Origin of the sequence: Photobacterium sp. MCCC 1A19761, assembly GCF_037389125.1 — a bacterium.
Lineage (GTDB): Bacteria > Pseudomonadota > Gammaproteobacteria > Enterobacterales > Vibrionaceae > Photobacterium.
In genome coordinates this window covers 18,514-43,643 of record NZ_JAZGTF010000007.1, presented here as the reverse complement: position 1 = coordinate 43,643, position 25,130 = coordinate 18,514, and the positions used below count along the sequence as shown (strand labels likewise).

At 55.3% G+C, this 25,130-nt stretch carries 27 protein-coding genes; 25 read left to right on the top strand and 2 right to left on the bottom strand.

Translation table 11 applies throughout. From position 1 onward, the window contains the following. Nucleotides 1–16 precede the first annotated feature (16 nt). The 22 genes from fliJ to VV869_RS09235 all read left to right on the top strand — a co-directional run bounded on the left by fliJ (nt 17) and on the right by VV869_RS09235 (nt 21,496). Nucleotides 17–460, top strand: coding sequence for a flagellar export protein FliJ (gene fliJ, locus VV869_RS09340; protein ID WP_337734687.1), 444 nt, complete (start codon nt 17–19; stop codon nt 458–460). A 170-nt stretch (nt 461–630) separates the two neighbouring features. After that, nucleotides 631–2,484, top strand: coding sequence for a flagellar hook-length control protein FliK (locus VV869_RS09335; protein ID WP_337734686.1), 1,854 nt, complete (start codon nt 631–633; stop codon nt 2,482–2,484). A gap of 51 nt (nt 2,485–2,535) precedes the next feature. Continuing rightward, nucleotides 2,536–3,030, top strand: coding sequence for a flagellar basal body-associated protein FliL (fliL, locus tag VV869_RS09330; protein WP_337734685.1), 495 nt, complete (start codon nt 2,536–2,538; stop codon nt 3,028–3,030). A 7-nt stretch (nt 3,031–3,037) separates the two neighbouring features. After that, the gene (gene fliM, locus VV869_RS09325; RefSeq protein WP_337734684.1) at nt 3,038–4,087 is read left to right on the top strand and encodes a flagellar motor switch protein FliM; all 1,050 of its coding nucleotides are present in this window, start codon (nt 3,038–3,040) and stop codon (nt 4,085–4,087) included. Nucleotides 4,088–4,099: 12 nt separating this feature from the next. After that, nucleotides 4,100–4,492, top strand: a complete 393-nt coding sequence (fliN, locus tag VV869_RS09320) for a flagellar motor switch protein FliN (RefSeq protein ID WP_443147302.1) — start codon at nt 4,100–4,102, stop codon at nt 4,490–4,492. Between the two features lie 8 nt (nt 4,493–4,500). Beyond that, entirely contained in the window at nt 4,501–4,911 is a 411-nt protein-coding gene (gene fliO / locus VV869_RS09315; RefSeq protein WP_337734682.1) for a flagellar biosynthetic protein FliO, read from the top strand. 19 nt (nt 4,912–4,930) lie between these two features. Then, nucleotides 4,931–5,725 carry a flagellar type III secretion system pore protein FliP gene (gene fliP / locus VV869_RS09310; RefSeq protein ID WP_337734814.1) on the top strand — a complete coding sequence of 265 codons (795 nt, stop codon included), beginning with the start codon at nt 4,931–4,933 and terminating at the stop codon, nt 5,723–5,725. A 14-nt stretch (nt 5,726–5,739) separates the two neighbouring features. Further along, on the top strand, nt 5,740–6,009 hold the full coding sequence (gene fliQ, locus VV869_RS09305) for a flagellar biosynthesis protein FliQ (RefSeq protein ID WP_255388230.1): 270 nt from the start codon (nt 5,740–5,742) through the stop codon (nt 6,007–6,009). Nucleotides 6,010–6,044: 35 nt separating this feature from the next. Then, on the top strand, nt 6,045–6,827 hold the full coding sequence (gene fliR / locus VV869_RS09300) for a flagellar biosynthetic protein FliR (RefSeq protein WP_337734681.1): 783 nt from the start codon (nt 6,045–6,047) through the stop codon (nt 6,825–6,827). Beyond that, nucleotides 6,827–7,957, top strand: coding sequence for a flagellar biosynthesis protein FlhB (flhB, locus tag VV869_RS09295; protein ID WP_337734680.1), 1,131 nt, complete (start codon nt 6,827–6,829; stop codon nt 7,955–7,957). Before fliR ends, flhB begins: the two co-directional genes overlap by 1 nt. Nucleotides 7,958–8,131: 174 nt before the next feature. Continuing rightward, nucleotides 8,132–10,228, top strand: a complete 2,097-nt coding sequence (flhA, locus tag VV869_RS09290; protein WP_337734679.1) for a flagellar biosynthesis protein FlhA — start codon at nt 8,132–8,134, stop codon at nt 10,226–10,228. 68 nt (nt 10,229–10,296) lie between these two features. After that, nucleotides 10,297–11,913 (top strand): flagellar biosynthesis protein FlhF, encoded by a 1,617-nt coding sequence (flhF, locus tag VV869_RS09285; RefSeq protein ID WP_337734678.1) that lies wholly within the window; start codon nt 10,297–10,299, stop codon nt 11,911–11,913. Further along, nucleotides 11,906–12,793: a MinD/ParA family protein gene (locus tag VV869_RS09280; protein WP_337734677.1), complete on the top strand. Its 888-nt coding sequence runs from the start codon at nt 11,906–11,908 to the stop codon at nt 12,791–12,793. The genes flhF and VV869_RS09280 overlap by 8 nt, the downstream gene beginning before the upstream one ends. Next, nucleotides 12,786–13,508, top strand: a complete 723-nt coding sequence (locus VV869_RS09275) for an RNA polymerase sigma factor FliA (protein ID WP_337734676.1) — start codon at nt 12,786–12,788, stop codon at nt 13,506–13,508. The genes VV869_RS09280 and VV869_RS09275 overlap by 8 nt, the downstream gene beginning before the upstream one ends. A 54-nt stretch (nt 13,509–13,562) precedes the next feature. Continuing rightward, on the top strand, nt 13,563–13,934 hold the full coding sequence (gene cheY / locus VV869_RS09270; protein ID WP_036827714.1) for a chemotaxis response regulator CheY: 372 nt from the start codon (nt 13,563–13,565) through the stop codon (nt 13,932–13,934). A 36-nt stretch (nt 13,935–13,970) separates the two neighbouring features. After that, nucleotides 13,971–14,690, top strand: coding sequence for a protein phosphatase CheZ (locus tag VV869_RS09265; RefSeq protein WP_337734675.1), 720 nt, complete (start codon nt 13,971–13,973; stop codon nt 14,688–14,690). 9 nt (nt 14,691–14,699) lie between these two features. Beyond that, nucleotides 14,700–16,964, top strand: coding sequence for a chemotaxis protein CheA (locus tag VV869_RS09260; RefSeq protein WP_337734674.1), 2,265 nt, complete (start codon nt 14,700–14,702; stop codon nt 16,962–16,964). Between the two features lie 177 nt (nt 16,965–17,141). Beyond that, nucleotides 17,142–18,290, top strand: a complete 1,149-nt coding sequence (locus VV869_RS09255; RefSeq protein WP_337734673.1) for a protein-glutamate methylesterase/protein-glutamine glutaminase — start codon at nt 17,142–17,144, stop codon at nt 18,288–18,290. 10 nt (nt 18,291–18,300) lie between these two features. Next, the gene (locus VV869_RS09250; RefSeq protein WP_337734672.1) at nt 18,301–19,080 is read left to right on the top strand and encodes a ParA family protein; all 780 of its coding nucleotides are present in this window, start codon (nt 18,301–18,303) and stop codon (nt 19,078–19,080) included. Continuing rightward, nucleotides 19,070–20,545, top strand: a complete 1,476-nt coding sequence (locus tag VV869_RS09245; protein ID WP_337734671.1) for a chemotaxis protein CheW — start codon at nt 19,070–19,072, stop codon at nt 20,543–20,545. Before VV869_RS09250 ends, VV869_RS09245 begins: the two co-directional genes overlap by 11 nt. 22 nt (nt 20,546–20,567) lie before the next feature. Further along, nucleotides 20,568–21,062 (top strand): chemotaxis protein CheW, encoded by a 495-nt coding sequence (locus tag VV869_RS09240; protein ID WP_337734670.1) that lies wholly within the window; start codon nt 20,568–20,570, stop codon nt 21,060–21,062. Further along, a complete protein-coding gene (locus tag VV869_RS09235) occupies nt 21,062–21,496 on the top strand; it encodes a DUF2802 domain-containing protein (protein WP_337734669.1) in 435 nt (144 codons plus the stop codon). The genes VV869_RS09240 and VV869_RS09235 overlap by 1 nt, the downstream gene beginning before the upstream one ends. 84 nt (nt 21,497–21,580) lie before the next feature. Here VV869_RS09235 and VV869_RS09230 read toward each other — a convergent pair whose 3' ends face one another. Further along, nucleotides 21,581–21,874, bottom strand: coding sequence for an EscU/YscU/HrcU family type III secretion system export apparatus switch protein (locus VV869_RS09230; protein ID WP_337734668.1), 294 nt, complete (start codon nt 21,872–21,874; stop codon nt 21,581–21,583). An 11-nt stretch (nt 21,875–21,885) separates the two neighbouring features. Then, nucleotides 21,886–22,509 (bottom strand): hypothetical protein, encoded by a 624-nt coding sequence (locus VV869_RS09225; protein ID WP_337734667.1) that lies wholly within the window; start codon nt 22,507–22,509, stop codon nt 21,886–21,888. Between the two features lie 330 nt (nt 22,510–22,839). Here VV869_RS09225 and ccmA point away from each other — a divergent pair, with 330 nt between their 5' ends. From ccmA to VV869_RS09210, 3 genes are all read left to right on the top strand, one after another. Then, on the top strand, nt 22,840–23,490 hold the full coding sequence (gene ccmA / locus VV869_RS09220) for a cytochrome c biogenesis heme-transporting ATPase CcmA (protein ID WP_337734666.1): 651 nt from the start codon (nt 22,840–22,842) through the stop codon (nt 23,488–23,490). A gap of 3 nt (nt 23,491–23,493) precedes the next feature. Continuing rightward, complete coding sequence (gene ccmB / locus VV869_RS09215) at nt 23,494–24,162, top strand: heme exporter protein CcmB (RefSeq protein WP_337734665.1); 669 nt, start codon at nt 23,494–23,496, stop codon at nt 24,160–24,162. A 233-nt stretch (nt 24,163–24,395) separates the two neighbouring features. Further along, complete coding sequence (locus VV869_RS09210) at nt 24,396–25,127, top strand: heme ABC transporter permease (RefSeq protein WP_261600609.1); 732 nt, start codon at nt 24,396–24,398, stop codon at nt 25,125–25,127. Nucleotides 25,128–25,130: the final 3 nt, after the last annotated feature.

Sequence of the window (25,130 nt, the reverse complement as noted above, 5' to 3'; positions counted from 1 at the left end):
CGCAAACGGAGCTGACATGGCGGACACGGCACTGACGTTGATTCTGGAGAAAACCAAAGAAGATGAGCACCAGGCATCCCTGGCGCTCAATCAGGCGCGTCTGGAGCTGGATAGCTATTACCAGCAGCTGCAGCAGATCGAGCAGTACCGGTTTGATTACAGTAAGCAACTGACGGCTCGGGGGCAGAACGGGCTCACGGCCAGCAGTTTTGGCCACTTGCAGAAATTTCTCAACCAGCTCGATGAAACGCTGTTGAAGCAGAAAGCCGCCGGGGCACAATTCGAAAGTCAGGTTGAACAGTGCAGTACCCATTGGCACGAGATGCGTAAAAAGCGTCGCTCGGTGGAATGGTTGCTGGAAAAAAAACAGGCAGAGCAGCAGCGGCTCCGGGATAAACAGGAGCAAAAGCTGATGGATGAATTCGCGACCTTGCAGTTTGCCCGGAAGCTGTCCCGTTAGTTGCCCTGAAACCTTTCTCACGAGCCGAAAACCATGATCGACCGGAGAAAACCGTAATCGACCGGAACTGTTGCTATCTTGTTCAGCCGGTCGCCTCTCTCATCTTTATGGTTCACTTCTTGCATGATTTCTGTATAACCCTTGAAGATTATACCCAGACGAGCATTGCTATGTTTTCATCTCGCATATTTTCTGCCGAGCCAACACCGCCTGCCGCCCAAACGAGCGGCGGTAAAGCCAGCCCGAATGGGGCTGAACTAAAGCAAGATGTTGATTCCAATGAAAAAGGGAAATTTGCAGAGACGTTTGAGTCGGTGGCGAATCCGCGTGATCGCCAGCGCCAGACAGCCTTGAAAGCGGCAGAAGGCCGTGAGGCGGTCTCTGGCACGGCAGAGACCAAGCAGACAACGCCAGATTTGGCAGTATCGGGCGAAGTCATTGCGGAATCATCGACATCCAGGCAAACGGACCCGGAAGAGCGACACCTGAACGCAGCGGTGGAGCAGGGGGATGCCGTCGCGCTTGGTGCTTCGTTGCCGGTCCAAACGGATGCGGGTGAGCCGGGCGAACCGGTTCATCGTCAGAATAATGGCGATAAGGGACTTGATCCCAGCCAGAAGCGACAGATAATGGACGACGGCGAAGCGTTGCTGAGTCGGTTGGCCGCTGCGGAAAAACAGCTGGCGTCTCCGGCGACGCAAGCAGCGTCATCGGCTGCACTTCAGACCGAGTCGGTCAATGGCAAAGAATTGCCGCTCTCGGCTGCCGCTGGCGTGTCCGGGGCACCGTTGGCGCAATCTCTGACCGAGGCTGAGGCGGCTGAAACTGCAGCACTCACGGCTGAGCTGAATGCGTCAGGGAACGCGGAGAGTGCTCATGAGGCGCTGCTTCAAGGCGTGATGGTCGATAAACAAGCGGTTGCCGAGGCAACACCACAAGCGCAGGATTCGTCAGATCTCGATCCATCAAAGCGGGATCCGAGCCAACTGGCGGCCATGGCGCAGTTGAGCGCCGAAGGCGTCAAGGCGCCAGGCACTCCGGCGGCGATGGTCGCTGAGGCTGAATTTTCTGAATCTGGTGGCACAAATGCGCAAATGCTTTCCCGCCAGCAAGCGGCGTGGTTAGAAGCTGTGGCGCAGAAAGTCAAAGCGGCTGCCGGTGCTGAATCGGCAGAAGCGCAACTCCGAGCGGCTCAGGGCGCACCGGGAACGCCCCAGGCTGTGGCCGAGGCGGTATCCGGCTCTTTGGGAACGAGCGCCTTGGGTTCGGGCACCTTGGGGACTGGTATTTCCGGGAGCGGGGCGTCCATGACTTTGCAGGCTGGCGGCTTATTACCGGGGCTGATGAGTGCTTCCGGGGACGGTGCAACAGGTGAAGAGACTCAGGCGATGATCGCGCAGGGGATCACCGAAGCGCTGCCGACGGCCTTAGCCCATGGTGCGATGTCGCACGGGGCGGAAGGTGCTGAAGGGCGCGGCCCTGAAGCGGCACAGGGGATCAGCTCGGTGAATCAAACGCAAGCCATGCCGCCGTCACCATTACGGCCCGAGGTTGTACAAGCGCCTTTAATGCTTAGTAAAGAGCAAGCCGGAGAACAACTGGCTGAGCGGGTTCAGGTGATGGCCTCGAAAAACCTCAAGCACGTGGATATCCGCCTGGACCCACCGGAATTGGGGCGTTTACAAATTAAATTGTCGTTGAATCAGGATCAGGCCAGCGTGCAGTTCCATGTCAGCAACGCGCAAACGCGTGACTTGGTGGAGCAGGCGATGCCAAGGCTGCGCGAACTGATGAACCAGCAGGGGCTGCAACTGGCGCAAAGTAGTGTCCAGCAAGACAGCAGCCGCCAGCAGTTTGCCGGTCAATCCGGTCAACAGCAACAGGCGACCAGCGGTCAGTCCGGAGATGGGCAGGGTGGCGGTGGCCAGTCCGGTCACGCGGGCAGTCAGTCTCAGCAGGCCGACAGTGACGCATTAGAAATGTACGTGAGTCAGCCGACTGACCGCGTTGATTATTACGCATAATAACCACACCCCGCAGTAATGCGGCTTGAACAACAAAGGGTAATCAGAAATATGGCAGATGGCGCAGAAAACGGCGGCGGGAAGAAAAAGCTGATCATCATCATCGCATTGGTGGTGCTGCTCCTGGGCGGCGGTGCCGGTGCATGGTTTTTCCTGACGGGGGATGAGGAGCCTGAGGCCGAGACGGCGGAAGCGTTGCCGCAGGTCCAGCAACCTGCGCAGGTGGGACCGGCATACTATGTGATTTTGCCGCAGCCGTTTATTTTCAACGTCACCGGGGACAAGCGGGATCGTCTGGTCCAGGTGAAAGTTCAGCTGATGGTGCGCGGGGACGACAATGAATCCCAGGCGAATCAGCATATTCCGCTGATCGAAAGCACGCTGCTGCAAACATTTGGGGCTGCGACCGTTGAGCAATTGCGGACTCCGACCGGCCGGGCAGATCTGCGCCAACAGGCGTTGGCGTCGGTGCAGGATGCCATGGTCAAGGTGTCCGGCCAGAAAGTTGTCGAACGCGTATTGTTTACTGGCTTTGTAATGCAATAGGTTTAATGTGAGTGACTTATTAACCCAAGACGAAATTGATGCCCTGCTTCACGGGGTCGATGACGTAGACGATGATGACAGTGGCGGTCAAAACGAAGCTGGTGTGGTCCAGTTTGACTTTTCATCGCAAGACCGGATTGTCCGTGGGCGGATGCCCACCCTGGAGTTGATCAACGAGCGTTTTGCCCGTCATATGCGGATCAGCCTGTTTAACATGCTGCGCAAAACGGCGGAAGTGTCGATCAACGGCGTCCAGATGATCAAGTTTGGTGAATACCAGAATACGCTCTATGTCCCGACCAGCTTGAACATGGTGCGTTTTCGGCCACTGAAAGGTACCGCGCTGATCACCATGGAAGCGCGGCTGGTCTTTATTCTGGTCGAAAACTTTTTCGGTGGTGACGGCCGCTTTCACGCCAAGATAGAGGGGCGGGAATTTACCCCGACCGAGCGTCGGATTGTCCAGATGCTGCTCAAGCTGGTGTTTGAAGATTACCGCGAGGCCTGGTCCCCGGTGATGGGGGTAGAGTTCGAATACCTGGACTCGGAAGTGAACCCGACCATGGCCAATATCGTCAGCCCGACTGAGGTTATTGTGGTCAGCTCGTTCCATATTGAAATTGATGGCGGCGGCGGCGACTTCCATGTCGTGATGCCGTATTCCATGGTTGAGCCGATTCGTGAACTGCTCGACGCCGGTGTCCAGAGTGACAAAATGGATACCGACGTACGCTGGAGCAAAGCGCTGCGCGACGAGATCATGGATGTACCGGTGAATCTGCGGGCCAAGTTACTGGATGTCCAGCTCTCCCTACGGGACTTAATGGAGCTGCAACCGGGCGATGTGATCCCGATTGATATGCCGGAGGCGGCGACGGTGTTTGTCGAAGATTTGCCGACTTACCGGGCCAAAATGGGGAAATCCGGTGATAACGTGGCGTTGAAGATCACCGAGAAGCTTAAACGGCCAGCAATGGTGAAAACCGATCTGGCGTTCCTTGAACATGATGCGATCGGCGAGGCGCTATTCCATGCCGATGTAAATGACGATGATTAACAGGTGTAAGTGATGTCTCAAGATGATCAACAAATTGCGGACGACTGGGCAGCAGCGCTGGCCGAGCAAGCCAGTGACGAAGGGGTTCAACCCGCGCCGCTGGAAGAGCTGACGGATGAAAGTAAGCCGATTACGGATGACGAACGTCGTAAGCTCGACACCATTTTGGATATCCCGGTCACCATCTCGATGGAAGTGGGCCGCTCCCAAATCAGTATTCGGAACTTGTTGCAACTGAACCAGGGCTCCGTGGTTGAACTGGACCGGATTGCCGGGGAATCTCTGGATGTGATGGTCAACGGCACCCTGATTGCCCACGGGGAAGTGGTGGTGGTGAATGATAAGTTTGGTATCCGCCTGACCGATGTGATCAGCCAGACTGAACGAATTAAGAAATTGCGTTAGGTTGAGATATGCTGAAGTTGCACCATGACAAATGGGTGTTGGGCGCGCTGGGGCTGGTGATGAGTGTCCCGGCCAGTGCCGCACCACCGACGGATATGAACATTGCGACCACACTGGCAGCGTTGATGCTGGTGGTGATGGTGATCCTGTTTCTGGCCTGGCTGCTCAAACGGATGAAGCTGCCGGGGATCCAGGGGGGAGACGGGGCCCTGAAGATCCTCCGCCAGTTGCCGGTCGGCCAGCGCGAGCGGATTGTGTTGTTGCAAGTCGGCGAGGAGCAGATGCTGGTGGGGATCACTCAACAGAATATTTCGCTGATCAGCAAGGTGGATCAGCCCCTGTCCACCGATGAAGTCACCGGTGGTGGTGAATTTGCCAGTCATTTAACGAACTTATTAAGAAAGCATGATAAAAAATAGTCTGCTCGCCGCCGTGCTGATGGCGATGACGCTGCTGCTGGCCATACCGGCCTTCGCAGAGACGGCCGGCAACAGCGTGACGGTCAGCGAAATGCAAAGTGAAGCCGGGGCAACCCGGCTGGTTGCAACCGGAAAGGGCGGCGGGATCCCGGCGCTGTCGGTGACGGTCAACCCGGACGGCAGTGAAGATTACTCCGTGACTTTGCAGATCCTGGCGCTGATGACCGCGCTGGGCTTCCTGCCGGCCATCGTGATCCTGATGACTTCTTTTACCCGGATTGTGGTGGTGATGTCGATCCTGCGTCAGGCGATGGGTCTGCAGCAGACACCGTCCAACCAAGTGATTATCGGCATCGCGATGTTTATGACTTTCTTCGTGATGTCTCCGGTGCTGGACCAAATCAACACCACCGCACTGCAGCCCTATATCAATGAGCAAATGACCGCCCAGGAAGCCCTGACGGCGGCGCAGAAGCCGCTGCGGGCCTTTATGCTCAAGCAAACCCGGGTCAAGGACCTGGAGAGTTTCGTCAACATGTCGGGCTCGACGGCGACCGACCCGCAGGACGTGCCGATGACGGTGCTGATCCCGGCCTTTATTACCTCGGAGCTGAAAACCGCCTTCCAGATTGGTTTTATGCTGTTTTTACCGTTTCTGATCATCGACTTGGTAGTGGCCTCGGTACTGATGGCGATGGGGATGATGATGCTGTCGCCGATGATTGTCTCGCTGCCGTTTAAACTCATGCTGTTTGTCCTGGTCGATGGCTGGAACCTGATCCTGTCGACCCTGGCCGGCAGTTTTGGCACCTGATCGGAGGCGTTGCCGTGAATCCTGAAGCCTTTGTCGAGATTTTCCAGGACGCCCTGTACATGGTGCTGGTAATGGTCAGTGCGATTGTGGTGCCGGGCTTGCTGATCGGTTTGGTGGTGGCGGTGTTTCAGGCCGCAACCTCAATCAACGAACAAACCCTGAGCTTTCTGCCGCGCTTGATCGTTACCCTGCTGGCCCTGATGTTTTTCGGCCATATGATGACGCAGATGCTGATGGATTACTTTTATCGCATCATTGAGCAGATCCCGCAGCTACTGTATTAATGCAGCAGCTGTCGAATTGAAATGAGTATTGCGTGATGACGTATCCCTCCGCCGTGCTACTGGACTGGATTGCCAATTATTTTTGGCCGCTGACACGCATCTCCTCCATGATGATGGTGATGACCTTTTTCGGTGCCCGCTTCGTGTCGGCGAAAGTGCGGCTGTATTTGTCAGTTACCATGACCTTCGCCGTCATGCCGGTGTTACCCAAAGTCCCGGAAACCATTGAGCTGTTGTCGGTGGGCGGGTTTATTGTTACCGCGCAGCAGGTCATCATCGGTATCGCCATGGGCCTGGTCACTCAGTTTATTACCCAAACCTTCGTGCTGCTTGGCCAGATCCTCGGGATGCAGTCGAGCCTCGGCTTTGCTTCCATGGTCGACCCCGCCAACGGCCAGAATACGCCAGTGCTGGGGCAGTTTTTCATGTTTCTGGCGGTGATGCTGTTTCTGGTGACCGACGGTCATCTGACCATGCTGAACATGGTGGTACTCAGTTTCAAAACCTTGCCGATTGGTGAGTCGATGCTGCAACCGGCCGATTATTACCAGCTGGCTGGTTGGTTCGGCCTGATGTTTAAGGCGGGGCTGAATATGGCCTTGGCGGGAATTGTGGCGCTGCTGACGGTGAACCTGTCGTTTGGCGTGATGACCCGGGCCGCGCCGCAGCTGAATATTTTCTCGCTCGGTTTTTCGTTTGCCCTGTTACTCGGACTGGTCATTTGCTGGTTTCTGGTGGCTTCCATCATGCCGCAATATGAGTACCACTGGGATATGGGCTTCTCACAAATCTGTAGTTTGATCCGGGTGGATTGCTGATGGCAGAGTCAGACGGTCAGGAAAGAACCGAAGAAGCCACGCCCCGAAGGCTTCAGCAGGCGCGGGAAAAGGGGCAAGTACCGCGCTCAAGAGAGCTTGCTTCTGTAGCCGTCCTGGTGGCGGGTGCTGTGGGGCTGATGTGGTTCGGTGAATCCCTGGGCAAGGGGTTGGCCGAAGTCATGGCGAAAATGTTTACCCTGAGCCGGGAAGAGGTGTTTGACCTCAACAAACTGTTTGCGCTGATCACCGGTTCGGTCTGGCATGTGACATTACCGCTGGTGCTGGTGCTGGCATTTTTGTTTGCTGCTGCGGTGATTGGGGCTGCCGGGCTGGGGGGGATCAGTTTTTCCGCTGAAGCGGCACGGCCGAAGCTGTCGAAAATGAACCCGATGAGCGGTCTTAAGCGAATGATTGGCAAGCAGAGCCTAGTGGAGCTGATCAAATCAATTTTGAAAGTCGCCCTGGTTGCCGGGGTGGCCTTTTTTCTGATGCGATCGAACCTTGAAGATTTCTTCCAGCTCAATATTGAGGTTTATCCGCAGAATCTGTTTCATGCCCTGGATATTCTGTCAGGGTTTATCCTCCTGATCTGTTGTTCACTGCTGGTGGTGGTTGCCATTGATATTCCTTATCAAATCTGGCAACACAATGAGCAGTTGAAAATGACCAAGCAGGAAATCAAGGATGAGTTCAAGGAGCAGGAAGGCAAGCCGGAAGTCAAAGGACGGATCCGGATGTTGCAGCGGGAGATGGCCCAGCGTCGGATGATGGCGGACGTACCGCAGGCCGATGTGGTGATCACCAACCCGGAGCACTTCTCGGTCGCGCTGCGTTATGATCCGAAAGTTGACTCGGCCCCAGTGGTGGTCGCCAAGGGCACGGATCATATCGCCCTGAAGATCAGGGAAATCGCCAATAAGCATCATGTGGATATTGTACCGGCCCCGCCTCTGGCCCGAGCCCTGTACCACACTACGGAATTAGAGCAGCAAATCCCGGATGGGTTGTTCGCCGCGGTAGCGCAGGTGCTGGCCTATATTTTCCAGCTGAAGCAGTACCGCAAGGGACGGGGACAGCGGCCGAAGCTGTCGAAAGATGCGATGAATCTGCCGCCGGAATACCATTATTGAGGCAGTTTGTTGCCGCATCGCCGTGTAGCAGCAACGACTTCGAATGGTGACGGGACGGTTGTCAAAATTATGGCTGAAAACCGGGAACGGGATTTGCTAGGAAGGTTCCGGTTTCGCAATGAAAGCGATACTATAGCCGCGGCCACCCAATCATACCAACGACGATAAAACCGAATGAAGTTCTCGATACCTTTTGCGGATAAATTGCCTGTATCCCGCCTGCAGTCCATGCCGGGCGTGGGTGCACCGATCATGGTTCTGGCGACCCTGGCGATGGTCGTGCTGCCGATGCCGCCGTTGCTGCTGGATATGGCTTTCTCCTTTAATATCGCGTTGGCACTGGTGGTGCTGCTGGTAACCGTCTATACCCGTCGCCCGCTGGATTTTGCTGCGTTCCCGACCGTGTTGCTGATTGCCACCTTGTTACGTCTGGCGCTGAATGTGGCTTCGACCCGGGTGGTTTTGCTCTACGGCCATGAAGGGCCGGATGCGGCCGGTCAGGTGATTGATGCCTTTGGTTCGGTAGTGATTGGCGGCAACTATGCCGTGGGTCTGGTGGTCTTCCTGATCCTGATGATTATCAACTTTATGGTGGTGACCAAAGGTGCTGGGCGGATTTCCGAGGTGAGTGCCCGCTTTACCCTGGATGCGTTGCCGGGTAAACAAATGGCGATTGATGCGGACTTGAATGCTGGCTTGATTGATCAGGAGCAGGCAAGAACCCGCCGCTTTGAGGTGACCAAAGAAGCCGATTTCTACGGGTCGATGGACGGTGCCTCGAAATTTGTCAAAGGGGATGCCATTGCCGGAATCCTGATCCTCGGAATTAACATTATCGGCGGCCTGGTGATTGGCATGGGCCAGCACGGGCTGGGCTTTGGCGAAGCGATTGAAATCTATAGTTTGCTGACGATTGGTGATGGCCTGGTGGCGCAAATTCCGTCACTGCTGCTGTCGATCGGTGCCGCCATGATGGTGACGCGTCAAAATACTGACGAGGATATGGGGCAGCAGATGATGTTCCAGATGTTCAACAATCCTCAGGCGTTAATCATCACCGGGGTAATTTTGTTCGTGATGGGGATTGTCCCCGGTATGCCTCATATACCGTTTCTGTTACTGGCAGCGCTGATTGGTGGCATCGCCTACTGGCGGATCAAGAAAGCAAAAGAAGCGGAGGCGGCCAAAGCCGACGCGCCGTCGACAGAATTGGCAACGCAGCCGAGCCAGCGGGAGCTGTCCTGGGATGATGTGCAGCCGGTCGACGTGATTGGCCTGGAAGTCGGGTATCGTTTGATCCCGATGGTCGATAAAGAGCAGGGCGGGGAATTGCTTGAGCGGGTGAAAGGAGTGCGCAAGAAATTGTCGCAGGACTTTGGCTTTTTGATCCCGCCTGTGCATATCCGCGATAACCTGGAGCTGCCGCCGAATACCTATCGCTTAAGTCTGATGGGCGTCGCGTGCGGGGAGGCCAGTATTCACCCGAATATGGAGCTGGCAATTAACCCGGGCCAGGTGTTCGGTACCATTGACGGGGAAGCGACGACCGATCCGGCGTTTGGCCTGGAGGCGGTATGGATCCTGGAATCACAGCGTGAACATGCCCAGGCGCTGGGCTATACCGTGGTTGACTCGGCGACGGTGCTGGCTACGCACTTGAGCCAGATCCTGACCAATAATGCCTCGCAGCTGCTGGGCCATGAAGAAGTTCAGAACCTGCTCGAGATGCTCGGGCAGACGGCGCCGAAGCTGGTGGAAGCGTTTGTGCCGGATCAGCTCTCGCTTGGCGTGGTGGTGAAAGTGCTGCAGAACCTGCTTCATGAAGGGATCCCGATCCGGGATATCCGGACCATTGTCCAGACGCTCTCGGAGTACGCCTCGAAGAGTCAAGATCCTGACATCCTAACGGCGGCGGTCCGAATTGGCCTGAAACGCCTAATCTGTCAGGAAATCAATGGCATAGAGCCTGAGCTACCGGTGATTACTTTGGTGCCGGAATTGGAACAAATATTGCATAGAACAATGCAGTCTGCTGGCGGTGAATCGTCCGGCATTGAGCCGGGTCTGGCGGAGCGTCTGCAAAGCTCCCTGACCGAGGCAACACAGCAGCAAGAGCTCAAAGGGGAACCTGCCGTATTACTGACTTCCGGAGTATTGCGGTCCACGCTCGCTAAGTTTGTCAAAAATACCATCCCGTCACTGCGGGTCCTGTCATACCAGGAAGTGCCGGATGAAAAACAGATCCGGATTGTCCATGCTGTGGGCAATTAAATCGCCACCGGGTGGAAGCTGGCCGGCCGGAACCGTCGGGAATAGCGTGATGAAACGGGAAGACGAGATTGAAGATTAAGCGATTTTTTGCCAAAGACATGCGCACTGCATTGAGCGAAGTAAAAGAAGAGCTCGGTGCTGATGCAGTGATCATGTCGAATAAAAAAGTGACGGGCGGCGTCGAAATTGTCGCGGCGGTTGATACCGACGCCGGCAGCGAACCTCCGAAGGCTTCCCAGGCAACGCGGGAAGCGCTGTCGAACCGTCTGGGACAGGCGCGGCGCAAGCTGGCTGATGATAAGGTCCAGCTCAAGCAATCGGCTGCCAGCCGGTTTGCCAATGTGCTGCAAAATTATACCGGCGGTAGCCGGGAGCCGGCAGAGACGGAAGTCGATTCTTTATCTGCGCTGCTCAAACGTCAGGCAAAAAATTCACCAGGTCAGGAGCGCGGTTATGAACCGCTGGAACGTCCTGAGCGACGTTCAATCCAGGGGGGCTATGATCAACCGAACCCAAGGCAGGGGAACCGCCGACTGGGGCACTATGATCCCGAAGCCCGCCCGGAGCGCCGACAGCAACGGGGTGGCAACGAAAGCCGCCTGTCCGGGCAATCACCCAAGCATGCGCTGGATATCGGTGATTACCGCCGTCCGCAGGCGCACGGGCCGGAAACCAAGCCGGGCAATCCACGCAACGGCAATCGTCTCGATCCCAGCCGTTATGAACCGCGCGGCGGGCATTCCGGCGATGAAATCGAATCAATGCGCAACGAAATGGCCTCGATTCGCCGTCTGTTGGAGCATCAGCTGTCCGGGCTGATGTGGCAGGAAGTTGAACGTCGTGAGCCGATGCGGGCGATGATGATTAAGCGCCTGGAAAAAATGGGTCTGTCACCGGAACTGGCCGATCAGCTGGCCTGTTATATTCCTGAAGATGTGCCGGCGAACGAAGCCTGGCCAGCGCTGCTCGATCTGCTTTCCGACCAGCTCATCACCACCGATGACTGTATTTTGGAAACCGGCGGGGTCGTTGCGCTGCTCGGACCGACCGGAGTGGGGAAAACCACGACGATTGCCAAGCTCGCCGCCCGTGCGGCGATGGATTTCGGCCCGGACCAGATTGCTCTGGTGACCACCGATACCTATCGGATCGGCGCCCACGAACAGCTGGCGACTTATGGCCGGATTATGGGCTGCCCGGTACGGGTTGCTAAAGATGCGGAAGAATTGGCCGATATACTGCATCAGCTGAGACACCGACGCCTGGTGCTGCTCGATACCGCAGGGATGGGGCAGCGGGATATCCGCCTGTCGGAGCAACTGGATACCCTGATGCAAAACAGTGGCTCACAGATCCGCAGCTTCCTGGTGCTGCCGTCGACGGCGCAGCGCCGGGTATTGAACGAAACGATTGAACATTTCCGCCGGATCCCATTGTCAGGTTGTGTACTGACAAAGTTGGATGAGTCACTCAGTCTGGGGGAAGTGATTTGTGTGTCGATTCAGAACGCACTGCCGATTGCTTACCTGGCCGACGGCCAACGGGTACCGGAAGATATTAAGGTGGCTACCGGGGATTACCTGGTAGCACGTGCCAATGAATTACTAGAGCAAGAATTAAGCCAGCAATCTCATTTCTGGAGTAGTGATAGTTCAGATAATCAGGCGGCGGACTTTTATGATTGAGAAGGCAATGTACGATCAAGCGAGCGGTTTGCGCCGTATGACAAAATTAACGTCCACCAAAGTCATTACCGTTACGGGCGGCAAAGGTGGGGTCGGCAAGACGAACGTGACGCTGAATATTGCGCTGAGCATGGCTCGCGAAGGCAAGCGTGTCATGGTGCTGGATGCCGATTTGGGATTGGCAAATGTCGATGTCATGCTGGGTCTACGCGCACATCGTAACCTGTCCCATGTGCTGGCGGGCCAATGCGACTTGCAGGACATCATCGTCGAAGGCCCTTACGGGGTGAAAATTATCCCGGCGGCTTCAGGCACCCAGAATATGGCTGAACTGACGGCAGCGCAGCATATGGGACTCATCCGGGCATTCAGTAGCCTGGAAGAGGAAGTGGATGTCCTGCTGGTGGATACCGCAGCCGGGATCTCCGACATGGTACTCAGCTTTGCCCGTGCCGCCCAGGATGTGCTGGTGGTGGTGTGTGATGAGCCGACGTCCATCACCGATGCCTACGCCCTGATTAAGATCCTCAGCCGGGAATATGATGTCCAGCGCTTTAAAATTGTTGCCAATATGGTGCGCAGTTACCGCGAAGGCCGCGAGTTATTTGCCAAGCTGACCCGGGTCACGGAGCGTTTCCTGAATGCCAACCTGGAGTTGGTGGCCTGTGTGCCGCTGGATGATCGGGTTCGCCAGGCGGTCAAGCGGCAGAAAGTGGTCGTTGAGGCCTTCCCGCGCAGCCCGGCAGCCCTGGCATTGAGCTCACTGGCATCCAAAGCGCTGACCTGGCCGGTGCCGAGCAGTGCCGGCGGGCATTTGGAATTCTTCGTGGAGAAGCTCTTGGTCAAACCTGCACCCGATGAGGTTTCTCTAGGTGAATAAAGCACTGACATACGGACGTTACCAGGAAAGTCCGCATGCCTTTATTGAACGTTATTCGTCTTTAGTAAAGCGCATAGCCCATCACCTGATGGGGCGGTTGCCGCCTAACGTTCTACTAGAAGATTTAATTCAGGCAGGTATGATCGGCCTGCTTGAAGCACAGCAGAATTATGATCCCACCAAAGGTGCCAGTTTTGAGACCTTTGCCGGGATCCGGATTCGCGGGGCGATGTTGGACGACATCCGCCGTGGTGATTGGGTTCCGCGTTCGGTGTACAAAAACAGTCGCCGGATATCGGAAGCCATTTCTTTCCTTGAGGGAGAGCTTGGGCGAGATCCGAATGATCAGGAAATTGCCGAACATCTCGAAATGACACTCGAACAGTACCATCAGGCTTTAAATGATGTTAATTGTGGTCGCCTAGTGGGGATGGATGATTTGGGTGTGTCCGAAGATGCTATCGCGACTGAGGCCGCGGTTGAAGAAAATCTTCCCTTTCAGGGTGTTGTAGATGATAATTTCCGTCATTCACTGGCTGAAGCAATAAAGACACTGCCGGAAAGAGAGGCGCTGGTCTTGTCTCTTTACTATGATGAGGAGCTCAATCTCAAAGAGATTGGTGCGGTGATCGGGGTCAGTGAGTCCCGGGTCTGCCAGATTCATAGTCAGGCGATGCAACGCTTACGTTCCAAGCTGAAATCTTGGACGGCTTAATAAACACTAGATAAAAACACTGTGACCTCAGTGGAGGCAACTTTGAATAAAAACATGAAAATCCTCATTGTTGATGACTTCTCGACAATGCGCCGAATCGTTAAAAATTTGCTACGTGATCTGGGCTTTAACAATACCCAGGAGGCGGATGATGGATTGACTGCCCTACCAATGCTGAAAAAAGGCGGCTTTGATTTCGTCGTAACTGACTGGAATATGCCGGGTATGCAAGGCATTGATTTGCTCAAACATATTCGTGCGGATGCTGATCTGAAGCATTTGCCGGTGTTGATGATCACCGCTGAAGCCAAGCGTGAGCAAATTATCGAAGCGGCTCAGGCTGGTGTGAACGGCTATATCGTCAAGCCATTTACCGCGGCAACGTTGAAAGAGAAATTAGATAAAATTTTCGAGCGGATGCAGTAATCATTTTCGTCAGGCGCGAATAGGGTAATTATTAGAATGATATCACTCGATCAGGCGAAACAGCTTGTCAGCTTGCTTGAAGAGGGCAAGCAGGACGAAGCAAATACCTTGCTGCAATCGGCGATTTCTGACAGCCGTGATCCTGTCTATGCAGAAGTGGGGAAGCTGACCCGTCAACTGCACGACTCCCTGGCCAACTTTCGCCTTGATCCCCGCATCAACGATATTGCGAAAAACGAAATCCCGGATGCCCGCGACCGTTTGTCTTATGTCATTGATAAGACGGAAGCCGCGGCCAACACCACGATGGATGCCATCGACAATATCGAGCCATTGGCCAACCGGATGAGCGAGACCCTGAGTCAGGTCCATCCCCAGTGGAAGCGGTTGATGGGCGGGCAAATTGCGCTGAACGAGTTTAAGACGCTCTGCCATGAGATCGATCGTTTGCTGGAGCAGGTCGACAGTGACAACAATGCGCTGCGCAGTCAACTGACCGAAATTTTAATGGCTCAAGACTTTCAGGATCTGACCGGACAAATCATACGCCGTGTTATCGAGCTGGTGCACGAAGTGGAAGATCAATTAGTCGATATCCTTAAAGCCTTTGGTATGGAACAAGAAGACAGGGCAGATGCGAAAAAGGCCATCTGCGTGCTTTCTCCCGAGGGGCCAATCGTCAATAGCGAACATCGTGAAGATGTCATGTCATCGCAGGATGATGTTGACGACTTGCTGTCTAGTCTTGGATTTTAGGGGAAATATATGAGCTTTGATTTAGACGAAGACATCCTGCAAGACTTTTTAATTGAAGCAGGGGAGATCCTTGAGCTGTTATCTGAGCAGTTAGTCGAGCTGGAACGCAGCCCGGAAGACTCTGATTTGCTCAATGCGATTTTCCGTGGCTTTCACACCGTGAAAGGCGGTGCCGGTTTTCTCTCTCTGACGTCGTTGGTTGATGCCTGCCACGGGGCGGAAAACGTATTCGATTTATTACGCACCGGCAAGCGCAGCGTCACACCGGAACTGATGGATGTGATCCTGGAAGCCCTGGATACCATCAATGCGATGTTCAGCCAGGTTCAGGACCGTGAACCGGTTGATCCGGCTGAGCAACATTTGCTGGACGCACTGCACCGTTTCAGTCAGCCGCCGGGTGACGATGAGCTGGCGGCAGCCGCCGAGCCGGTTGCGCCACCGCCGCCTCCGGCACCTGAAGTTGAGCCTGCACCGGTGGCGGCCCCTGCGCCGGAGCCGATGAGCGCACCAGAGCCGACAGCCATTGCCGGGAATTCGGTCGACGAAATCACCCAGGATGAGTTTGATCGCTTGCTGGATGAACTGCACGGCAGCGGTTGTGGTCCTTCTGTGAACAAAACCGAACCTGCCCTGCAAGCTGCGCCCCAGTCTCAGGCGGTCGAAGCGCCAGAGTCCGGTGATATCACCGATGACGAATTTGAACGTCTGCTGGATGAGCTTCACGGTGCCGGAAAAGGCCCGGGGAACAGTGAGTTTACCGAATCACCAGCAGTTCAGCCGGCACAAGTTGCGCCGGTGGTCAGTGCAGCCGCCTTTGACGGTGATGATGATTTAATGACCGACGACGAGTTTGAACGTCTGTTGGATGAGTTGCACGGCAGCGGGAAAGGACCGAGCGCGGAAGAGCTGGAGATGGCGACCAAGTCGGTCTCAGAAATGCTCGCGGCCCAACCGGCACCTGTGTCCGCCCCGGTACCACAACCCGCACCCGTTCAGGCGAGTGCGCCTGTTGCGGCAGCACCGGCACCGGTCTCAGAAGCACCGAAGCCTGCTGTGGCAGCGAAGCCGAAAGCAGCCGCTGCACGGGATAAAGCCAAGTCGGCACCTGAAGCCACTGTACGCGTGGATACCTCAACCCTAGATACCATCATGAACATGGTAGGTGAACTGGTGTTGGTGCGTAACCGTCTGGTCAGCCTGGGCCTCAATACCAACGATGAAGAGATGTCGAAAGCCGTCTCGAACCTGGACGTGGTCACGGCCGATCTACAAGGCGCTGTGATGAAAACCCGGATGCAGCCGATCAAGAAAGTGTTTGGCCGTTTCCCTCGGGTCGTTCGTGACTTGGCCCGCAACCTGAAGAAAGAAATCGTGCTGGAGTTGCGCGGTGAAGAGACCGACCTGGATAAAAACCTGGTTGAAGCGCTGGCCGATCCCCTGGTTCACTTGGTGCGGAACTCGGTCGATCACGGCATTGAAATGCCGGATGTGCGCGAGAAAGCCGGTAAGCCACGAGTCGGAACCGTGCTACTGGGCGCTTCTCAGGAAGGTGACCACATTCTGCTGACCATCGAGGATGATGGGGGCGGTATGGATCCGGACAAACTGCGTGGGATTGCGGTCGAGCGTGGTTTGATGGATACCGACGCGGCTTCCCGTCTGACCGATACGGAATGTTACAACCTGATTTTTGCACCGGGCTTCTCGACCAAGAAAGATATTTCGGATATCTCCGGCCGCGGCGTCGGAATGGATGTGGTGAAAACCGGGATCAGCCAGCTCAATGGTTCGATCAGCATTGATTCGGCCATGGGCCGCGGGACGCGGATTGACATTAAAGTACCGCTGACACTGGCGATCCTGCCGACCCTGATGGTCGGGGTTGCTGACCAGCCGTTTGCGTTACCGCTGGCGAGCGTGAATGAGATCTTCCATCTGGATTTGCGCAAAACCAACACGGTTGACGGCCAGCTCACGATTATCGTTCGCGACAAAGCGATTCCGCTGTTCTATCTGCAAGACTGGCTGATTGCGATGGGCTTGCCCAAGCGTGATCGGGACCATGGCCATGTGGTCATTGTTCAGATCGGTCACCAGCGTATCGGGTTCGTGGTCGATACTCTGATTGGTCAGGAAGAAGTCGTGATCAAGCCATTGGATGAGCTGCTGCAGGGGACACCGGGTATGGCCGGAGCAACGATTACCAGCGATGGTCATATCGCATTGATCCTCGACGTGCCGAATCTGCTCAAACACTACGCTGGCCGCTAGGCGCAACGTAGTCCCCTTGGCAAACAAATCATAATAAAAAGTTAGGGGCGTCGAGCCCCTAACCCGTAACTAGCGTTGAATTATTTTCCGGCGTGAAATAGTCGCCTTGTTCAGGGCAGAAAATGATTCAGCCTGTTGTTCGGCTGGGTAACTCATATATCACGGGATAGAAACGACATGGCAGTAAAAGTATTGGTGGTGGATGATTCGAGCTTTTTCCGCCGCCGTGTCAGCGAGATCATAAATGCCGATCCCCGGTTGGAGGTGATTGGCAGTGCTGTGAATGGTAAGGAAGCGGTAGAGCTGACGAGTAAGCTTCAGCCGGATGTCATTACCATGGACATTGAGATGCCGGTGATGGACGGCATTACTGCGGTGCGTGAAATCATGCAGCGAACGCCGACGCCTATTTTGATGTTCTCTTCGCTGACCCACGAAGGTGCGAAAGCCACCCTGGATGCGCTGGATGCCGGTGCGTTGGACTTTTTGCCGAAAAAGTTTGAAGACATTGCCCGTAACCGGGATGAAGCGGTGAGCCTGTTGCAAAAACGCGTCGGGGAGCTGGCTCGTAAACGCCTGTTCATGCGCCGTCCGGTCCGCCCGGCGGTGACCCCAACCGCGGCACCAGCGCTGGAGCGGGATGTAAGATCACCTCTGGCGGGACGTACGGGGACCACATCGGTCGCTGCGCCGGCTCGCCCGGCAGCGCGACCCGTGAAACCGGCTGTCCGGTTTAAAGCTTCCGGGAAGAAATATCAGCTGATGGCGATTGGTACATCAACCGGCGGACCGGTTGCCCTGCAAAAAATTCTGACGCAACTTCCGGCAAACTTTCCGTATCCGATTGTGCTGATCCAGCACATGCCGGCGACCTTTACCGCTGCGTTTGCGTCGCGCCTGAACAACCTGTGTAAGATCGGGGTGAAGGAAGCGGCGGACGGAGACACCCTCAAGCCGGGGATGGCCTATCTGGCACCGGGTGGTCAACAGATGATGCTGGAAGGGCGCCCGGGTGCGGCCCGGATCCGGATTATCGACGGGGGTGATCGGATGAACTACAAGCCTTGTGTGGATGTGACCTTTGGCTCTGCAGCAAAAGTTTATCACGACAAAGTGCTCTCCATGGTCCTGACCGGGATGGGCGCGGACGGCCGGGAAGGAGCGCGGATGCTCAAGACCAACGGTTCGACCATCTGGGCACAGGATGAAGAAAGCTGTGTGGTGTACGGGATGCCGCAGGCGGTTGCCAAAGCCGGGATTTCCAGTGAAGACTTGCCGCTTGATCGGATAGCTGAACGGATTCTGGTTGAGATCGGAATGGCCTAGGGAGCACGTTTTGATCGTTTGGAGCATTGCCAACCAGAAAGGTGGGGTGGGGAAAACCACGACAACGGTGACCCTGGCCGGCCTGTTGAGTGAACGAAATCAGCGCGTGTTGCTGGTCGATACCGATCCGCACTCCTCGCTGACGACGTACCTGAATTTTGATGCCGACCGGGTTGCGTCCAGCCTGTTTGACCTGTTTCAACTGCGTGAGATTTCGCGGGATACGGTCAAGCCGCTGATTTTACCAACCCAGTTTAAGAATATTGATATTATTCCGGCGCATATGTCGCTGGCGACCCTGGATCGGGTCATGGGGAACCGGGGAGGCATGGGCTTGATCCTGAAAAAAGCCCTGCAGTGTCTGGCACAGGATTATGACTATGTCTTAATTGACTGCCCGCCGATCCTGGGCGTGATGATGGTCAATGCCCTGGCTGCCAGCGATCGGATCCTGATTCCGGTCCAGACTGAATTTTTGGCAATGAAAGGCCTGGAGCGGATGATGCGGACGCTGCAGATTATGCAGAAATCCCGCACTTCAGCGTTCCGGGTGACCATTGTCCCGACGATGTACGACAAGCGGACTCGCGCCTCGCTGCAAACGTTGCAGGAGCTGAAAGTGCGGTTTCCGGAACAGGTTTGGGCTTCGGCAGTGCCGATTGATACCAAGTTCCGGGATGCCAGCATCAAGCATATGCCGCCGTCCTTGTATGCGCGCAGTTGTCGCGGGGTGTTTGCGTATAAAACCCTGTTAAATTATTTACAGCGGTTGGAGCAAGATGAACGATAAACAGCCCCTATCCAGTGAGCAGGCGCTGGATGACTATTTTTCAGATCTGCTGGCGGAGCCGGCAGAGGAATGTTCGGATGTCGCAATCGCAGGCTTGCCTGTCACGGCGTCTGAAGAGACATCCGTGCAGCCCCCGGAAGAACGCTCGGCTTCGCTGACATGCGAGTCGCCACAAGGGGATGTGATTTGCACGGATGATGACAATGCCGACAACGCGGATGCAGGTGCCGACACTGCCATCGCGGCTTCTGAAATCGCTGAGCCTGTCGACATGGCGCAAGCGTCTGAAGCGGATGCACTGGAAACCGATGCACTTGAAACTGATGATGTTGACGCGCATGCGCCGGAAGAAACCGTCTCTGAAGACGAGCTGCTTTCGGATCATCAGTCAACAGACGAGATGCCCCCCAAATTCGCTACGGCGGGAGAAGCACCTCTGAACTCGGCACCGGTTATGCCGTTTGATTTTGACCGGCTGGACCACAGTGTGTCAGAGGATGCCGCGTCGTCGACGGAGGCGCCGTCGTTGTCGGTAGCGCTGAACTTGTCGGCCCCGGCCGGAAATGTCTCGGGTTGGGCGCCACAGCCGCAAATGCAGCCTGCTTCCCTGGATTGGTCGCAAGTGGATACCGCTCCGGAAACGGTCACGTTTGCCGATAAACCGGATCTGGACACGGTCCAGCGGTTGCTGAGTCAGGTTAGTCAGCTCCAGCCGGAACATGAAACGCGCATCGAGACTGAATCTGCAGCCCTGACTGAGCCGGTGCTCCAGGAATACGAGCCGGAGCCTGAGGTCAGTTGGGAAGATGTCCTTCGGGAAGAGGCAGCAGCATCCGAGGTGGTTGCGGCTGCAACCAATATGCCGAGTTTTGAACAGGAACCGCTCGCTCCTGTCCCTGAAGCGGATGTGGCTGTAGCTTTAGCAGTCGCTGAGGGGGAGCCTGAGACTGACGTTGCACTGGAAACGCAGGCGGGCCATGGGGAGCCGCCGCAGATCTGGCAGTCGCGGCAGGAGCTGGGGGCAGAGTTCCAGGCGCTGTTTTTTGAAGTCAATGGGGTGACGTTTGCTGTGCCCCTGACTGAACTTGGTGGCATTCATCAGCTCACGCAGGTCAATCACTTGCTGGGTCGGCCGCCATGGTATTTAGGCCTGATGACCAATCGCGAGCATCAACTGGATGTGGTGGATACCGCACGCTGGGTGATGCCAGAGAAGTTAACTTCTGATGATCATCAGGAAGATTATCGCTACATCGTGATGTTAGGGACCAGTAAATGGGGGCTTGCGTGCAGTGTCCTTCATGGAACTGAAACCCTGACAGCGCAAAGTGTTCGTTGGCGGGAGCAGGCGGGGAAACGCCCGTGGCTTGCCGGAATGGTTAAAGAAAAAATGTGTGCTCTAATTCATGTTCACGAATTAATATCTATGCTGAATGCGGGTTTAGATGTTAAGAGTGTAGTATGAGCAAGGCCGAAGAGGAAACAACATGTCTCAGGTTAGCGTAGCCGAAATACAAAAAGAAGACGGGAACGATCAGGTCCTGCAATGGGTCACCTTCCAGCTGGAAGATGAAACTTACGGCATTAACGTGATGCAAGTACGTGAAGTCTTGCGTTATACGGAAATTGCGCCGGTTCCGGGCGCGCCGGATTATGTGCTGGGGATTATCAACCTGCGTGGTAATGTGGTCACGGTAATTGACACCCGTGCCCGTTTCGGCCTGATGCCGGGCGAAACGTCTGATAATACCCGGATTGTAATCATCGAAGCTGAAAAGCAGGTGATTGGGATCCTGGTCGACAGTGTTGCGGAAGTGGTTTACCTGCGCAGCTCTGAAATCGACAGCACCCCGAGCGTCGGGACAGAAGAAAGTGCCAAGTTTATCCAGGGCGTCAGCAACCGTGATGGTGAGCTGCTGATCCTGGTTGACCTGAACAAGCTGCTGTCCGACGATGAGTGGGATGAGATGGCGTACCTGTAATGCTTGCGCTGGTTCTGCAATGGGTTCCGTTGGTGATGGCAATTCTGGCCGTCATTCTGGCGTGGCTGTTGGTGAGCCGGGAGCGAAAAGCACGCCAAGCGCTCGAAGCCAAGTTTGCTGCGACGGAGCTGGTTCTGAAAAACTCCCGACAACAGTATGAAAGTTTATTGAAGCAATTTAATGAGCTGCGTGCCGGGACGATTGGGATGAGCCAGAAATTGGCTGATATGGCTGAGCACCTGGAGGTGCTGGATGATCGCCAGGGTGAAATGGCGATGTTGGATCCGGACGGCAAACTGTACAGCCGTGCCAGTAAAATGGTGGAACTGGGTGCCGATGTGAATGAGCTGATGGAAGAGTGCGATTTGCCGAAAGCCGAAGCGGAGCTACTGTTACGCTTACAGCAGAAAATGGCTCAGCCACGGCGACGTTAATCGGGACATTCCCCGATGTTCGTCAGTTTTCCGTCACTAACGGATGCTGACCGACATCAGTATCCGCTGTATCACCTTATCGTACTAGGCTTGCTCATCAATGCCTGAAAACCCCTCCCATCCGGGCGGGGTTTTGCCGTTCAGGACCCAGGAAAATGCCACCAGCTCCGCGATAATCCGGTATAAACTCTCTGGGATTTCATCACCTTCCTCTAAATGATTCAGAAAGTCGCTTAAAGCTTCGTCTTTGTGGATCAACCCGCCTTGTTGCTTAACCTGCGCAATAATGTGCTCGGCAAGTTGGTCATATCCCTTGGCTGCAACGGTCGGTGCCTGTACGCCGTCATAGTGCAGCGCAATTGCTCGTTTTTTGGTCATATGTATGCCTGTCAGATTCGGATCAGCAGCCCGTCGACTTCCGGTTGTTCGATGGACTCTGGAGGCCGCAGTTTGAACTGCGTGGTATCGCAGCGGATCCCCATCGAAGAGAGCCGTGTCGTCAGCATGGGGGTGAGTGATTGCGTCCGTTTCAGCAACACGGGATTGTCCGTTTCAAAGCCGAGGCTTAACTTTTGCTGATCCCACAGGGCGGTGGCAAAGACAGTGTCGATGTCTCCAACCGGCAGCGCGATCCGCACGGTCCAGCGGGGAGGCGTTTGTTTGCCGCGCTGCGGTTGACCCGCGTCTTTTTTGAGGGTCAGTTTGCTTTCCCGGCCATTCGGATACAGTAAGGGCAATTGCAGAACTTGTGGTTCAGCTTCTTTGCCGGCGGGTGTCAGTCGCTGCTCCGCCGCCAAGCGCAGCATGGCCTGAAATTCATCTTTCAGCTCGGGTGGCAGTTGTATCAGCCACTGGTGGATCGGATGGCCAGGTTGATTCATTTGAGCCAGCAATTGCGCCAAGGCCGGTTTGCCTGCACCCTGACGCAGCCACTGGATCAGGGTCGCCTGATTATCCGGCATCAGGAGTTGGGTCAATGCCTGAGTGAGTACCGGTGGTGGTGTTGCGCTCATATGCACGCTATGTGGGGCAAAAGTTGTAAAAAAACGTTGCAGCACATTCATTTGCAGCAGCAGGTTACTGAGCTGCGATACCTGGCTTTGGGACGGCGAAAACGTGCTAACTGATTGAGGTATTTTGTGATTTACCTCAGACCCGGTGGTTTTTTGAAGCCTTGCCGTTTCACTCGGGGTGAAAGCAGTGTGCTGGCTGTTAACGATACGCATAGATGTCACATTTAATGATCTTCGTGATAGAAGTATCCCTCCGGGTGTCTAACATATTCGCGATCCAGTGTGGTAATATGCCCGCTAATTTGTGACACCTAGGATACATCATTTCATATGTTGTCTGTACAAGCGTTAAGTTGTGTCCGCGATGAGCGGGTCTTGTTCGAGGCGTTGAACTTTTCTGTCTCATCGGGCGAGCTGGTTCAGATTGAAGGGCATAACGGTGCCGGTAAAACCACCCTGCTGCGGATTATAGCGGGTCTTGGGCGGGCAGACAGTGGCGATGTGCTGTGGCACGATGAAAAAATTGAATCAGCCCGGGAAGATTATTATCAGGCACTGTTGTTTCTTGGCCATCAGACCGGGGTCAAGCGGGAACTGACCGCCTATGAAAACCTGGCCTACTTTCAGGCCATGCACCGGGAAAGCGATACGGTCGCCCTCAAGGGACAAGCCCAGGTCTGTGGTGAGGATGCTTTATGGCAAGCGCTGGCGCATGTCGGACTGGCTGGTCGCGAAGATGTCCCGGCCGGGCAGCTCTCTGCCGGGCAGCAGCGGCGGGTCGCGCTGGCTCGCTTGTGGATCAGTAATCACCCGTTGTGGATCCTCGATGAGCCCCTGACGGCGATTGATAAGCAAGGCGTGAAAGTGCTGGAGCGCCTGTTCCTGGCTCACGTTGAGCGGGGCGGGATCGTGTTGCTGACCACCCATCAGGACATGTTCACGGACAGCGATCACCTTCGAAAAATCAAATTGGGGCAATAGTTCATGATGAAAGCAATTGTACAGGTGATTCGCCGTGAACTGTTGATCGCCTTTCGTCGCCAGGCCGATGTGTTCAATCCGCTGTGGTTTTTTATTATTGCCATCACCTTGTTCCCGCTGGGGGTTGGGCCGGAGCCGAACCTGCTGGCTCGCATTGCGCCGGGGATCATCTGGGTCGCAGCGCTGCTGGCGGCGTTGTTGTCTCTGGAGCGGCTGTTTCGTGATGACTTTGTCGATGGCTCTCTCGAGCAGATGCTGATGATGCCGACACCGCTGCCGGTGCTGGCTTTTGCGAAGATGGTCGCGCACTGGCTGCTGACCGGGGTACCCCTGCTATTGATTAGCCCTTTGCTGGCCATCTTGCTGTCTTTAGACTGGCAAACCTGGCTGGCGGTGGTACTGACCTTGCTGGTGGGAACACCGACGTTGAGTTTCCTCGGTGCAATCGGGGTAGCCCTGACGGTCGGGCTGCGCAAAGGCGGGGTGCTGCTGAGCTTGCTCATCTTGCCTTTATATATTCCGGTGCTGATTTTTGCGACAGCGGCGATTGATGCCGCCAGCCTGGGTATGGCATATAACGGACAACTGGCCCTGATGGGCGCGATGCTGGTCGGCTCGGCGACGCTGGCGCCCTTTGCTGTCGCAGCTTCGCTACGCATAAGTGTGCAATAAAAGATTACAATTACACACACATCTAAATGGCCTCATGAGACAAAATCTCGTGCGACAACTTTGAGCGAGAACAAGGAAGTGGCTAATAACGCAGCGAATACTCTTAAAGGGGTATTTTGCTTTCGGTACACTGGCTGAATGATCCGGCCATGCACTGATGCCCTGTTCCCCGGTTCTGAGCAATGGGCCGGTAAAAAACGTATTTATTACTATTACACAAGTAGAGCAGAACTATGTGGAAGTGGTTACATCCCTACGCGAAAGCTGAAAATTGCTACCGTCTGTGCGGTACCTTATTGCCTTGGTTTTCTGTGATTGCCTTTTTGGCGATCCTGGCTGGTACCCTTTGGGGGCTGATGTTCGCACCGACCGATTATCAGCAAGGCGATAGTTTCCGAATCATTTACCTGCATGTCCCCGCAGCCATCTGGTCGATGGGCGCTTATATGTCGATGGCTATTGCTGCGTTTATTGGCCTGGTCTGGCAGATTCGACTGTCTGATATGGCGGCGGCGGCCATGGCACCGATTGGTGCGGTGTTTACCGCGGTTGCCCTGCTGACGGGCGCGATTTGGGGGAAACCGATGTGGGGTGCCTGGTGGGTCTGGGATGCGCGGTTGACCTCTGAGTTGATCCTGCTGTTTCTCTACCTTGGGGTGATTGCACTTTACAGCGCCTTTGATGATCAGAAAACGGCCGGTAAAGCAGCTGGCATTCTGGCGATTGTCGGGGTGATTAACCTGCCAATCATTCACTTCTCGGTCGAGTGGTGGAATACCCTGCATCAGGGGGCGACCATCACTAAATTTGCCAAGCCTTCAATCGATAGTTCAATGTTGTGGCCGCTGCTGCTCAATATTGTTGGTTTTGCCTGTTTCTTCGGCGCAGTGACTCTGATCCGACTGCGCAATGACATTATTACCCGTGAAAGCCACCGCCCGTGGGTGCGTGAATTAATGAAGTGAGGC

Coding starts and splice junctions, on each gene's coding strand:
- VV869_RS09335 (WP_337734686.1), top strand. CDS start 631: ATGTTTTCATCTCGCATATTTTCTGCCGAGCCAACACCGCCTGCCGCC.
- VV869_RS09210 (WP_261600609.1), top strand. CDS start 24,396: ATGTGGAAGTGGTTACATCCCTACGCGAAAGCTGAAAATTGCTACCGT.
- VV869_RS09225 (WP_337734667.1), bottom strand. CDS start 22,509: ATGAGCGCAACACCACCACCGGTACTCACTCAGGCATTGACCCAACTC.
- VV869_RS09260 (WP_337734674.1), top strand. CDS start 14,700: ATGAGCTTTGATTTAGACGAAGACATCCTGCAAGACTTTTTAATTGAA.
- flhA (WP_337734679.1), top strand. CDS start 8,132: ATGAAGTTCTCGATACCTTTTGCGGATAAATTGCCTGTATCCCGCCTG.
- VV869_RS09240 (WP_337734670.1), top strand. CDS start 20,568: ATGTCTCAGGTTAGCGTAGCCGAAATACAAAAAGAAGACGGGAACGAT.
- VV869_RS09230 (WP_337734668.1), bottom strand. CDS start 21,874: ATGACCAAAAAACGAGCAATTGCGCTGCACTATGACGGCGTACAGGCA.
- VV869_RS09235 (WP_337734669.1), top strand. CDS start 21,062: ATGCTTGCGCTGGTTCTGCAATGGGTTCCGTTGGTGATGGCAATTCTG.
- fliR (WP_337734681.1), top strand. CDS start 6,045: ATGACGTATCCCTCCGCCGTGCTACTGGACTGGATTGCCAATTATTTT.
- ccmB (WP_337734665.1), top strand. CDS start 23,494: ATGATGAAAGCAATTGTACAGGTGATTCGCCGTGAACTGTTGATCGCC.
- fliN (WP_443147302.1), top strand. CDS start 4,100: ATGTCTCAAGATGATCAACAAATTGCGGACGACTGGGCAGCAGCGCTG.
- flhB (WP_337734680.1), top strand. CDS start 6,827: ATGGCAGAGTCAGACGGTCAGGAAAGAACCGAAGAAGCCACGCCCCGA.
- fliP (WP_337734814.1), top strand. CDS start 4,931: ATGGCGATGACGCTGCTGCTGGCCATACCGGCCTTCGCAGAGACGGCC.
- VV869_RS09255 (WP_337734673.1), top strand. CDS start 17,142: ATGGCAGTAAAAGTATTGGTGGTGGATGATTCGAGCTTTTTCCGCCGC.
- fliL (WP_337734685.1), top strand. CDS start 2,536: ATGGCAGATGGCGCAGAAAACGGCGGCGGGAAGAAAAAGCTGATCATC.
- cheY (WP_036827714.1), top strand. CDS start 13,563: ATGAAAATCCTCATTGTTGATGACTTCTCGACAATGCGCCGAATCGTT.
- VV869_RS09265 (WP_337734675.1), top strand. CDS start 13,971: ATGATATCACTCGATCAGGCGAAACAGCTTGTCAGCTTGCTTGAAGAG.
- fliJ (WP_337734687.1), top strand. CDS start 17: ATGGCGGACACGGCACTGACGTTGATTCTGGAGAAAACCAAAGAAGAT.
- VV869_RS09280 (WP_337734677.1), top strand. CDS start 11,906: ATGATTGAGAAGGCAATGTACGATCAAGCGAGCGGTTTGCGCCGTATG.
- ccmA (WP_337734666.1), top strand. CDS start 22,840: ATGTTGTCTGTACAAGCGTTAAGTTGTGTCCGCGATGAGCGGGTCTTG.
- VV869_RS09245 (WP_337734671.1), top strand. CDS start 19,070: ATGAACGATAAACAGCCCCTATCCAGTGAGCAGGCGCTGGATGACTAT.
- fliO (WP_337734682.1), top strand. CDS start 4,501: ATGCTGAAGTTGCACCATGACAAATGGGTGTTGGGCGCGCTGGGGCTG.